Genomic DNA, 11,483 nt, shown 5'->3' with positions numbered 1-11,483 from the left:
GGTTGGGGCGGGGGAGTCGGTATGGGCATGCGCGAGATCGGTCACGCCGTGTAATCGGCGGGGTGGCGGCAACGGCAACGCTGTTGTCCCTGCTGCCGATGGTGACGTTCGCGGCGTCGACCGACGCTCAGGCCGTGCCACAACAGGCCGAAGTGAACGAGCAGTCGGCCTCGGAGCGGGCGGCTGTGTCCGGCGAACCGGTCGAGGTGACGTCGGCGCGGACCGAGTACACAACGACCGTCGCGAACCCTGACGGAACGTTCACCCTCACTCAGTCGACGGAGCCACAGCGAGCCAGGGCCGAAGACGGTACGTGGCAGGACATCGACGTCACGCTGGAGAAGCGCTCGAACGGCACGGTCGGACCGAAGTCCGCAGTGGTGGATCTGGCGTTCTCGGGCGGCGGCAGCGGCTCGGACATGCTGCGGCTCGGTCATGAGGGGCAGGTGGTGAAGCTGGGGTGGCCCACTTCGCTGCCCGTACCCACTCTCGACGGGGCAACGGCTACCTACGCCGACGTACCCATCAACGGCGTGGATCTCCAACTCACCGCGACGGCTGAGGGCTACCGCGAGGTGCTGGTGGTCAAGACAGCCGACGCCGCAGCCAGTTCGGAGCTGGAGCAGGTGAAGCTCACTGCCACCGGTGAGGGACTGAGCCTGGTGCCGGGGGCTGGGGGTGGTCTGCGTGCGGTGGACGCCGACGGCAACGCGGTTTTCCGCGGGCCCGCTGGCCAGATGTGGGACTCGGCGGGGGACGACGAGCCCACCGATGTGCAGCCGCAGTTGATGTCGGCCGAGCGCGTCGAGGCGCAAGCAGAGGAAGGCGTTGCTGCCGATCCGGCGCATCCTGGTGAGGGCGATGCCACCGCGGAGCTGCCGGTCTCGGTGGGCGAGGGCACGGTCTCGGTGACGCCGGACCTGGATCTGCTGCGCGGACAGAAGACGGTGTACCCGGTCTTCATCGATCCCTCCGTCGGCCTGGGTGCCTCCGAGTGGACCAAGCTGTCGTCGGACGGCGACAAGTTCTGGAAGTTCAGCGAGCCCAAGGGCGTGGGCCGTTGTGGTGTCGCGGACGGATTCGCCTGCAGCACGGGCGGCTACACCGACCGGATGTACTTCGAGTTCGGCGCCGGGAAACTGGCCGGCAAGCAGGTGCTGGACGCGACGTTCCGCGCGTACGAGACCTGGTCGTTCAACTGCACGCCCTACTGGGTGGATCTCGAGCGCACGGACAACATCTCCGAAGGCACGCGGTGGCCGGGCCCCAAGCAACTCGATCAGATGGGCGACCGCTACGTGTCGGCGGGGCGAGGGGATCTCTGTACTCCTGACCAGCCCAACGCTTGGGTCGAGTTCAACGACAACCCCGATGAGCCCGACGAGAATCTGACCTCAACGGTGCGGGCCTTCGCCGATGGCAAGATCTCCCGGCTGACGCTGATGCTGCGCGCGAAGGACGAGGGCGAGCCGCGAGCCTGGAAGCGGTTCGACTCCAACGCAGAGCTGAAGGTCTGGTACGTGCACAGGCCAGGGGTGCCCACCTCGGTCGGTGCGATCCCCGGTACCGGTGACACGGCCGTCTGCCGTCCTTCGTCGGACCCGCTCACCGTCACGGTGGACACCCCCACGGTGCAGGCTCGCGTGCAGACGAAGGTCCAGCCGAGTTCGGGTGAGGAAAAGGGCTCCCTGCAGGCCGAGTTCGTGATGCAGCGCTCCAGTACGGACACGACGTCAGGTACGTGGGCGCAAGTGTGGAGCGACTACAAACCGGATGAAGGTTGGCACACGGACGGCACTCTGGAGAAGACGGCCACCGACAAGCGGGCGGACGGCGGCCTGTATCGCTTCAGGGCCCGAACCCAGTCCCATTGGAGCTACAACGGCAAGTCGGGTGACCTGTTCTCGCCGTACTCGTCGTGGTGCTACCTGCGCATCGACTCGACGGCGCCGAAGATGCCGACCATCACCTCCGGCGGCCCGTACACCGAGTGCCTCACCGACGACTGCGCGCCGCACGGCGGCCCAGGTGTGCCAGGAAGCTTCACCTTCAGGCCGAACGCGGCCGACACCGACGTCAAGGCGTATCGCTGGAGGTTCCTGACCAGCAGCGCCGATGCCACCAAGACGGTGAACGCGAGTACGACGAATGCTCCTGTGACCGTCAATGATGTGAAGCCAGGTTTGTCGGGTACGCAGACGCTGTCGGTCGAGGCCAGTGACCTGAAGCTGGACAAGGACGGCCGGAAGCGCTGGGGACCGCCCGCGTATTTCTACGTCAATGTGGCACTGCCACCGGGCGCGACCGGTCGGTGGCGATTCGAGGACGTCAAACCGGGCTCCGGCACCATGACGGCGACGGACACCGCTACTGAGGGCCCCCGCCACAACGCGACCCTCGTGGGGGAGGCAGGCACAGGCGGATCGACCAGGGCGCGCCGAGGCGCGGGTGACTACTCGTTGCGCTTGAACGACAACGTCTCGGACGCCGCCCAGCAGGTCGGCCATGCGGCGACGGCATCTCCCGCGGTCAACACGCAGGGCTCCTTCACCGTCTCGGCCTGGGTGTATCCGACCGATGCGTCCGCCAATCGGGTGGTGCTCTCGGAACCGGGGGCGAAGAACAGTGCCTTCGTCCTGTACTACTCGTCCGCCTACCAGAAGTGGATCTTCGCCCGCGCGGACAAGGATCAAGCGAGTCCCGTCTACATCCGTTCCTTCGCCAATGAAGCCAACCCACAGCTGAAGGTCTGGACGCATCTGGCCGGCGTCTTCAATACCCAGAACGACGCGGACAAGAACAACGACACCATTCAGCTGTTCGTCAACGGGCAGCCGCAAGGTGATCCCGTCGGGCTCGCGACCTCGGCATCGACATACGAACCGTGGGCAGCGACCGGAGGGCTGCAGTTCGGCCGCTCCCTGAAGGGCAGTACCGGCGGCGAGTACTTCTTCGGCCTGCTGGACGAGCCGGCTGTCTGGCAGGACGCCCGTACGGCGGAGCAGATCCGTGAGGAGAGCCGGCTGGACAGGGACGGCACACCGACCAACGAACTGGTCGCCCACTGGGACGCCACCATCTCGTCCGGGAGTCAGGTGGGGGAGAGCCCGGAGGATCCCGACGACCCGGCCAGCACGTCCTTCCCCTACCGCCGCGGTGGTCTGACCCTCTCTGGTTCGGGAGCGGCGTTGGCGGGTGAGGATGCCACGGCGCTGGTGCTGAACGGCACCACCGGGTACGCGTCCGCGACCGGCCCGGTGGTCGACGAGACCGGTTCGTTCACGGTGTCTGCCCGAGTGCGGCTGAACAAGGCCCTGCTGGCGGCGAAGCCGGTCGGCTACCGGGGACTTGTGGCCGGGCAGGCCACGCCTGTGGGCAAGGAGTCCTCTTGGGCGCTGTGGGTGGAGAAGCCTGAGGACGGCGTCTATCAGTGGAGGTTCGGGCGCACCGCCGTCGACTCGGCCGGCAAGGTGATCGACACCGCGCTGGCTCCGGCCGAGGCGCCGGTCGGTGACAAGGAATGGGATACCTGGGTCGACGTCTCCGGTGTCTTCGACGCGACGAAGGATTTCACCGCCGACGACGGTACCCAGCGCTTCGGCGTGGCCGAGCTGTACGTGGGTCAGTTCGTTCAGCGGGGCGAGGGAGATCCCGGGCTGTCCGTGCCGCAGCAGGGCAGCGGGGTTCTCTCGGCGGGGCGTGGATCGGTGAGCGGTACGACGGGGCACTACCTGCCAGGCGACTTGGCAAAGGTGCGCGTGTGGACCGGAGCGATGACCGCCGAACAAGTCAGCGGTCAGATCGCGCAGCCATCGGTGTAGGTGCCGCACGTTCAACTCCCCTTCTCTGAACCCTTCTTGCTTCTTCTTGTAGACCTTCGACGGCGTGCGGCGGCCCGGAACCCGGCGGCCGCGCGCGAGGAGACGTGTGATGAACCCCTTCGCCGCCCGCCCGGCGGGATCCGGCAGCGCCGCGAGACGTCCCTGGTCTCGGCTGCTGGCCGTCGCAGTCGGTTTCGCCCTGGTGCCGGGGTTGCTGACGCCTGTGGCGTTCGCCGATGAGGCGGATCCGCTGGGCAAGCCGGATCTGAAGCCGCCGAGGTCGGCGAAGGTCACTCCGTTCACGGACAAGGTGAACAAGAAGAGCGCCGCCGCTGTGGCGGAGTCCGCGGCGGCGGACCGCGCCGCGGCCGACCGCGCCCGGAACGACCAGAGCCGAAGCGTCACGTGGCCCAGGGGTGGCAAAGCGACTCTGCGGTTGCCCGAGTCCGGAACCGCGAAGGCGGATCCGGGCGCCCTGCCGGTGACTCTCTCCGCAGCCAAGGGCGCCAAGGGGAAGAAGGCGCCGCAAACCGCTGATGCGGTGGAGATGCAGGTTCTGGATCAGAAGGCCACCAAGAAGCTTGGCATCAAAGGCGTAGTACTGGCTGTCACCGGACCCGAGGAGGGAGGCCAGGCACGCCTGGGCATCGACTACGGCGCCTTTGCCACGGCCTACGGAGGTGACTGGGCCGGACGACTGCGGGTTCTCAAGTTTCCCGCATGCCTCTTGAGTGAGGGCGCCGAAGGCAAGTGCCGTACGCCTGAGACGCTCGAATCGAGCAATGACCGTGGCGCCGAGCGTCTTTCGACGACGCTCGCGTTCAGTACCGCTTCCACCGGCCCGTCCAGCTCAACGGCGGCCGAGACAATGGTCCTGGCCGTGGCGGCCGGCACGCAGTCGGGCAGCGGCGACTACAAGGCCACGCCTCTCGCGGCTTCCTCCACCTGGGAAGCGGGCGGCTCCTCCGGCACCTTCACGTGGTCCTACCCGCTGCGCACACCTCCGGCCGCGGCAGGCCCGGCACCGGGCCTCGACATCTCCTACGACTCCGGCGGCGTGGACGGCCGTACCGCCTCGACCAACAATCAGGGCAGCCAGATCGGCGAGGGCTTCGATCTGACCTCCTCGTACATCGAGCGCAAGTACGGTTCGTGCGACGACGACGGCCAGGACGAGAAGTACGACCTCTGCTGGAAGTACGACAACGCCTCGCTGGTCCTCAATGGCAAGGCGACCGAGCTGGTCAAGGACGACACCACCGGCACCTGGCGGCTGAAGAACGACGACGCATCCACCGTCACCCGCCGCACGGGGGCGGACAACGGCGACGACAACGGCGAGTACTGGACCGTCACGACAGGCAACGGCACCACCTACACCTTCGGCCTGAACAAGCTCGACGGTGCGGGGGCCGCTGATCGTACCGACTCGGTGTGGACGGTGCCGGTCTTCGGCGACGACGAGGGCGAGCCAGGGTACGACGACGGCACAGGCTTCTCCGGCCGGGACAAGAAGCAGGCCTGGCGCTGGAACCTCGACTATGTCGAGGACACCCACAACAACGCCATGAGCTACTGGTACACGGCCGAGCACAACAACTACGACAAGCTCGGCGACGACACCACCGGGACCGACTACACCCGAGGCGGCTACCTCAAGGAGATCCGCTACGGCCAGCGGGCGGGCACCCTGTTCTCCGCCACTCCTGCGGCCTCCAACAAGGTCACCTTCAGCTACGACGAGCGCTGCCTCGCGACCAACTGCGACTCGTTGACCGAGGACACCCGTGACAACTGGCCGGATGTCCCGTTCGACGCGATCTGCAAGGACGACGCCAAGTGCACAGGCAACACCGGGCCGTCCTTCTTCACGCGCAAGCGTCTGACGGGTGTCACCACCTACGCGTGGAACGCGTCTGCCGCCACGCCGGCCTACGCGGCTGTGGACAACTGGTCGCTGAAGCAGCTCTACCTGGATCCCGGAGACACCGGTGACTCCACCGACCAGTCGCTCTGGCTCGACGAGATCAAGCACACCGGCAAGCGCGGCACGGACCTCGCCCTGGACCCGGTGAAGTTCACGCACGTCTTCCTGCCGAACCGTGTCGACGGCCCGTCGGACGACATCCTCTCGCTGGACAAGCCGCGCCTGCGGACGGTGACCTCGGAGACCGGCGCCGCGACGATCGTCTCCTACAAGGAGGCCGACTGCGTCTACGGGCAGACCATGCCCAAGGTCGACGAGAACACGAAGCTCTGCTATCCCGTCTACTGGTCGCCCAACGGTGAGAAGACCCCGAAGCTCGACTGGTTCCAGAAGTACCCGGTCACCGCCGTGTCCACCACGGCCCCACATGGTGGTTCGGAAGCCGTCCAGCACACGTACCAGTACTCGGGCGGCGGTGCCTGGCACTACAACGAAGACCCGATGACCCCGGCCAAGGAACGCACCTGGTCGATCTGGCGGGGCTTCGGCCGAGTCACCCACCTCACCGGTGACAGCGACAGCAAGCAGTTGAAGTCGACCACGGTCTACATGCGCGGAATGAACGGTGACCGCGTTCTCGGCTCGGACGGCAAGACCCCCGACGCCGACGCGCGCAAGACGGCCGAGGTGACCGGCATCAAAGCCGCGAAGATCACCGACTCCGACCGGTACGCGGGCTTCACCCGCGAATCGGTCACCTACAACGGCGACACCGAGGTCTCCGGCACCGTCAACGACCCCTGGTCCAAGAAGACAGCCACCCAGCACAAGTCGTACGCCGACACCGAGGCGTACTACGTCCGCACGGAAGCCACCCAGGCCCGCACCAACATCACCAGTGGCATCACCCCTCGTGACAGGGTGCGCACCACCACGACCACATATGACGACTACGGCATGGCCGCGACCGTCCAGGACGGTGGTGACAACGCCGTCACGGGCGACGAGACCTGCACCCGTACCTGGTACGCCCGTAACGACGACAAGGGCATCAACGCCCTGACCTCCCGCACGCGTACGGTCGCGCGGACCTGTGCGACCACGGACGCGAGCCTGGACCTGCCGGCCGACTCCTCGCGCCCGGGAGACGTCATATCCGACACCGCAATGGTCTTTGACGACACCGGTGCCACAGCCTGGTCCGCGTCACAGAAGCCGATCAAGGGCGAGGCCGTATGGTCCGGCCGTGCCAAGTCCTACGGCGGCGACGACGCTCCGTCCTGGCAGAAGGTCGCGACGACCACGTACGACAAGCTCGGCCGTCCGCTGGTCGTGAAGGACACCAACGGCCTGGCTGCTGCCAGCACGGCGTACACACCGGCAGAGGCGGGACCGCTGACGTCGACCGCGGTCACCAACGCCAAGTCGCACAAGACCACCACCACGCTGGACTTCGCGACCGGCGCCGCGGTCAAGGTCGCCGACCCCAACGACAAGATCACGGTGTCCGAGTACGACAGCCTCGGACGAGTCACCAAGGTATGGCTGCCGAATCGTTTCCAGTCGCTGAACCAGACGCCGAACTACGTCTACGAATACAAGGTCACCAGCTCGGAGATGTCCTGGGTGTCGACGGGAACCCTCAAGGGCACCGGTTCCGGCTACAACACCACGTACGAGTTCTACGACTCCCTGCTCCGAAGCCGACAGATCCAGACGCCGAGTACGGTCGGCGGACGTCTCATCTCCCTGACTCTGTACGACGACCGCGGCCTGGCGGTGAGCCAGCAGGGCGACACATGGGACAACACTTCCGCACCTTCCAGCACTCCGGTGCAGACAGAGGGCAGCCAGGCTCCGGTCCAGAACGACACGACGTACGACGGTGCGGGCCGTGCGACCAAGACGGTGACGAAGAACCATGGCGTCACCCGATGGACCATCGACACGAGCTACACCGGTGACACGGTCGCCACCTCCGCCCCCACGGGTGGCCAGGCCACAACTGTCGTCACCAACGCCCTCGGCCAGACGACCGAGCGACGCGAGTACGGCGGCCCCAGGCCGACCGGAACCGATTTCAACACGACCGCGTACACGTACACGCCTGCCGGACAGCAGAAGGCCATCACCGGCCCGGACCAGTCCAAGTGGTCCTATGGCTACGACCTGTTCGGCCGTCAGGTGACGACCAGCGACCCGGACAAGGGGACGAGCAGCACCGACTACGACAGCCTCGATCGCGTCACGAGCACGACGGCGAACAACGACGAGTCCAAGAAGCTGCTGTACGAGTACGACGAGCTGAGCCGCAGGACGGGCATGTGGCAGGCGAGCAAGACGGACGGAAACAAGCTCGCGGCCTGGACCTTCGACAGCCTGGACAAGGGACAGCAGGACACTGCCGTGCGCTACGACGGCGGGGCGAACGGCAAGGCCTACACCCAGAAGGTCAACGACTACAGCAACCTCTACCAGGTCACCGACAGCCAGCTCACTCTGCCCGACAACGATCCCTTGGTCGCCGCAGGAGTGCCCAAGACGTTGTCGTCCACCACCGGCTACCGCCCGGACGGCACGATCGGCCAGTTCTCCCAGCCCGCGGTCGGAGGCCTGGCCTCCGAGACGGTCTCCTATGGCTACAACGCCACAGGCCAGCAACTCACAGCTTCCGGGACCAGCGGCTACCTGCAGGGTGCCGCCTACTTGCCCCAAGGCGATTTGCAGGGGCTCACGCTGGGCACGAGCGGCGACGACTCGGCGAAAAAGGCCTACCTGACCTACGAGTACGAGGCCGGCACCCGCCGACTGGTCCGCTCCTTCGTCAGGGACGACGTCCACAGCTACATGACGCAGGACCTGAGGTTCACTCAGGACGACTCGGGCAACGTCATGTCGGTCTTCGACGGCACGACGCAGGGTGGTACGAGCAAGGCCGACTACCAGTGCTTCGCGTATGACGGTTACAGCCGTCTGACCGAGTCCTGGACACCGAAGACGGATGACTGCGCGGCCTCGGGTCGCACGGCGGGCAACATCGACGGCGCAGCGCCGTACTGGACGTCGTACACCTACAACGACGCGGGTCAGCGCAAGACGGAGACCGCGCACGGCGTAGGCATCCGCCAGGGCCAGAACACAGAGCGCAAGTACTCCTACCCCGCGTCGGGGGAGGCCCAGCCGCACGCCTTGGACGAGGTCTCCACGACCGGCGACGGCTCGCGCACCGAGAACTTCGACTACGACAAGAGCGGCAACACCACCAAGCGCACCACCACGACGTCCCACCAGTTCTTCCGCGCCGGCTGGAAGCTCACATCGGGGGAGGAGGTCCGCTCTCAGCGGGCCCGTCTGGTGATGCGCGAGGACGGCGACCTGGCTCTGTACGACCGAGAGACGGGAAAGATCGCCTGGCACACGGACACCGCAGGTCACGCGGGTGCGTGGGCAACGATGCAGGACGACGGCAACTTCGTCGTCTACGACAAGGACAACAAGGCTCTCTGGAACAGCGGGACCTGGAGCGGCTCCGGCTCCGGCTCCTTCGCCACCCTCCAGGACACCGGGGTCTTCGTCGTCTACAACAAGGACTGGGAATCGAAGTGGAGCGCGGGGGTGTGGCTGGGCAGCGAGCCCGTCACCTCCGGCACGCAGAGCCACTCGTGGAACGCCGAGGGCAAGCTCGCCACGACCACGAACGCCAAGGGCACGCAGACCAGTTATCTGTACGACGCGAGCGGCGAGCTCCTGATCCGCCGTGCCACGGGTGACGGCGACACGATCCTCTACCTCGGCGGCACGGAGGTCCGCCTGACGACGAAGGGCACAACGAAAACTCTCTCCGGCAGCCGCTACTACTCGGCCGCCGGCCAGACGATCGCGGTCCGTACGGCGACGTCGGGGGTCTCGGGCACAAAGCTCAGCTTCCTTGCCGCCGACCACCACGGCACGTCCAGCATCGCGATGGACGCGACGACGTACGGGGTGACGAAGCGGTACACGACACCGTTCGGGGCGCCTCGGGGTGAGAAGGCTGCGAACTGGCCGGACGACAAGGCGTTCCTGGGCAAACCGGCTGATGAGGGTACGGGCCTGACGCATGTCGGAGCGCGTGAATACGACCCGGGAATCGGCCAGTTCATCAGCGTCGACCCCCTGCTGGAAACGGACAAGCTGCAAACTCTCAACGGTTACAGTTACGCAGCCAACAGTCCGGTCACTCACTCCGACCCCACAGGCCTGAGGCTTGCGTGTGGAGGAGCGGGGGGAGCCCAGGAGGCATGCCCGACACGCCCTGACGGCACGCAAGGCAATGGACGCCTCAACGAAGCAGTCGATTACACCAAGTCAGGAACGTCCAGAACCGACAATTTCGGCCATACGGGCACCACGGGAAGCACCGCCCCGGCGGATTACCGGTGTGGATTCCCGGGCTGTTCAGCAGGGATGCTCGGGTATGGCCCAAATGTGGATAAATATGTCAATGCCGGTCTGCCATATCGCCCGCCGGTCCCGGACGCGTTCGATTGGGCTGCGGATAGGCTTGGGCTTGGCGACGAGTGGGATTCTTGCGATAGTGGAAATTCCTTGTTGGGATGCGGCGCGTATGCGCTAGCTGTGTTCCTTAAGATTCGTGGTGCGGATGACGGTTCTGGCAGTCCTGACGGTTCTGATGGAAAAAGGAAAAGAGGGAAGGGGGGGGAGCGGGATGGCGATGACGGCTTCATCTCGATCTACAAGGCGCCGCAGAGGGGGCAAGGTGAGTTTCAGGAAAAGTTTGGATATCTAGCAAAGAATTTTCCTAACACTAAAGGAAACCCTTACGAGAACGGTTTCGTCTATTTTGCTAAAGAGCGCAAACTCGCTGAAAGCTATGCTAGGTCCTATGGTGAGGGTGTGATGGAAGTCAGGATACCGACAGTCGATTATCGGGATGAATTTGAACAGTATGAAAAACCCTATCAGGGTGGTCCTTTGACGGAGCTGGAGATACCAAATACGGTGGTAGAGGATCTCAATAAGTATTGGAGGGAGCTGCGCAAATGAGCGACGAAGAATCTTGGGTCGAAGCCAAACTTAGGTACCCTGCTGGCTCTAATGCTCGAGGCCGAGTGAAGGCGCGTTTCCAATTCGGCGTATTCCTGGAGCTTGACGATGCTCCTGGGGCTTTGGGATTTCTGGATATCGCCTCATATAGGCCTGACCCTCTGGCGGAGGAGCCTGTTCCGCTTCCTGAGGTCGGAGAATTCGTGGAAGGGGTTGTCGCGATTCATGTTGATCGTGACAAGCAAATCAAAATCCGGGTAGGACGCCCGTTCTGGGAAGACTGATTAAGGGGTAGCGTTGAATGGTAAGCGGCGCACCGTGGTGGCGGTCGCCCTGGTGGCCTCAGTGGCAGTCGTTGTGGCCTGTGACGGGTCGGCAGACAGGAATACGGGGCTGGCGAAGAGGCCCACGACGTAGCGGGAAGTCGCTAACTGAGTCTCAGTTGAGCAATGCGCTGCCGGTCGGTTCCGACCTCCCCAGTTTCACGGTGGAGCCTCAGAGCGCTCTCTTGCTTGAAGCTCAGGACATCGTGACGACCGGTCAACTTGCCTGTCGCCCGATCGCGGACATGATGAGTGTGCGTCCCAGGCGTCCGCGCCAAGCCATGGCCTGGGCCACGATTCGATCGGACGATGCGAGTGCCACTTCAGGAAGTGTGATTCTCACGAGTCACCGGGGAGAGGAGGCCT

At 65.3% G+C, this 11,483-nt stretch carries 3 protein-coding genes; all 3 read left to right on the top strand.

Annotated elements, in window-relative coordinates:
* Positions 1-98: 98 nt before the first annotated feature.
* The 3 genes from AOK17_RS30390 (at position 99) to AOK17_RS50910 (ending at position 11,078) form a co-directional block, all read left to right on the top strand.
* On the top strand, positions 99-3,821 hold the full coding sequence (locus AOK17_RS30390) for a laminin G domain-containing protein (protein ID WP_055615779.1): 3,723 nt from the start codon (positions 99-101) through the stop codon (positions 3,819-3,821).
* Positions 3,822-3,930: 109 nt separating this feature from the next.
* On the top strand, positions 3,931-10,794 hold the full coding sequence (locus tag AOK17_RS30385; RefSeq protein WP_079053362.1) for an RHS repeat-associated core domain-containing protein: 6,864 nt from the start codon (positions 3,931-3,933) through the stop codon (positions 10,792-10,794).
* Entirely contained in the window at positions 10,791-11,078 is a 288-nt protein-coding gene (locus AOK17_RS50910) for a hypothetical protein (RefSeq protein WP_157881429.1), read from the top strand. Before AOK17_RS30385 ends, AOK17_RS50910 begins: the two co-directional genes overlap by 4 nt.
* Positions 11,079-11,483 lie beyond the last annotated feature (405 nt).

It is taken from the genome of Streptomyces phaeochromogenes (assembly GCF_001418655.1).
GTDB lineage: Bacteria > Actinomycetota > Actinomycetes > Streptomycetales > Streptomycetaceae > Streptomyces > Streptomyces phaeochromogenes.
This window is presented reverse-complemented; position numbering and strand designations above follow the sequence as displayed.